The 1297-nt window shown below is 67.8% G+C and carries 1 protein-coding gene and 1 pseudogene; one reads left to right on the forward strand and one right to left on the reverse strand.

Translation table 11 applies throughout. The features are described 5' to 3' along the window. Positions 1 to 191, reverse strand: a pseudogene (locus ACWC2T_RS46075) (IS256 family transposase); the annotation flags it as partial. A gap of 69 nt (positions 192 to 260) precedes the next feature. On the opposite strand from ACWC2T_RS46075, the gene ACWC2T_RS46080 reads away from it, so the two are divergent. Then, positions 261 to 674, forward strand: a complete 414-nt coding sequence (locus ACWC2T_RS46080; protein WP_450676251.1) for a hypothetical protein — start codon at positions 261 to 263, stop codon at positions 672 to 674. The last annotated feature ends 623 nt before the right edge of the window (positions 675 to 1297 follow it).

Here is a 1297-nt window from a genome sequence, read left to right on the forward strand (position 1 = left end):
CCCTCCAGGGCGGACTCCAGCACCCGCTTCGTCAGCTGCTGCAGCAGCCCGCCCTCGCCGGTCAGCTGCAGGCCATCGGAACGGGCACGGTCGACGAGCATCGCGATCAACTGCTCGTCCGACACCGCCTCCGCAGCCGACTCGGCGACCCGCTCCTCCACGGCCTCGTGCTCGGTGATGGTCTCGCTCATCAGGCGTCTCCTTGATCATCGGATCCGCCGTCTATTGGACACTCCCGCTCCTTCCTGTCGATCCTGCCGGTGTCGGTGCTGGCCCTGTGGGTCTCCCTCGGCGGGTTCGCGTTCCACAAGATCCAGGCCCGCTTCACCGCGGTGCACATGCTCCAGGTCAGCCTGGCCACCTGCGCCATCGGCCTTGTCGTGGCCGCCTTCGTCGGCCTGTGGCCCGCCAGCTTCCTGATCGGCCTCGGCGTCGGCGTCTCCATGGCCTCCGGCGACGCCTACCTGCTGGGCAGCGTCCCGCCGAAGGACGTCGCGCGCGCCGCGGCCCTTCAGGAGACGGCCCTCGCGGTGGGTGCGGCGCTGGGCGTGGCAGGTTTCGGCGGCGTCTTCGCCGCCACCGGCTCGGTCGTAGGGACGGCCGTGATCACGGCGGTCATCGTCGCCGTCGTCGTGGCGGTGCTGCGCTGCAACCGGGGCGTCTTCAAGGCGTAGCCCGAGCGCCTCGCGGGTCACGCGGGTGGCTACCGGTCCGCCGGTGGCCACCCGCGTTCCGGCGTCAGGCGAGCGTGGGGAAACCTCGCCGACCACGACTACGGCTACCGGCGCGTCAAAGACCACGGTCAAAGACGGCCTCGTCTTCCTCTTCAGCCGCTCCCGTCTGACCATCTACGCCATAGGTGTCGGCCTTCTCAACGTGGCATGCGGAGCCTTCCAGACCGCCTTTCCGATTGTTACTCTCCGTGGTCCTCTGGATCTCACCGAGGGTGAGTACGGCCTCCTGCTCGAGTGCTCCGGCATCACCGGCCTCGTGGTCGGCCTGCTGGCCCCGCGCCTTGTCAGCGGGGCCAGCAGGCCGGAGCAGAGACCCACCTGCCCGTCCGCGGCCTGCTGGCACTGTCCAATACCAAGACAGCCGAGCCTGAAGCCACAGCCTGCCGTGAAGCACTCTTCCAGGTGCAACGGAGAAAATCTGTCATGACTGAGGTAGACATTGGCCATCCACAGGGCTACGGTTTCTACCGTACCCAGGAAGTCGAAGTGGGTACGGCAGACAGGAACTGCCGTACATGCAGGTCAAGCAGGACGCGACCCGAAGGGGTCGCGAGCAGTACCCG

It is taken from the genome of Streptomyces sp. NPDC001393 (assembly GCF_053597455.1).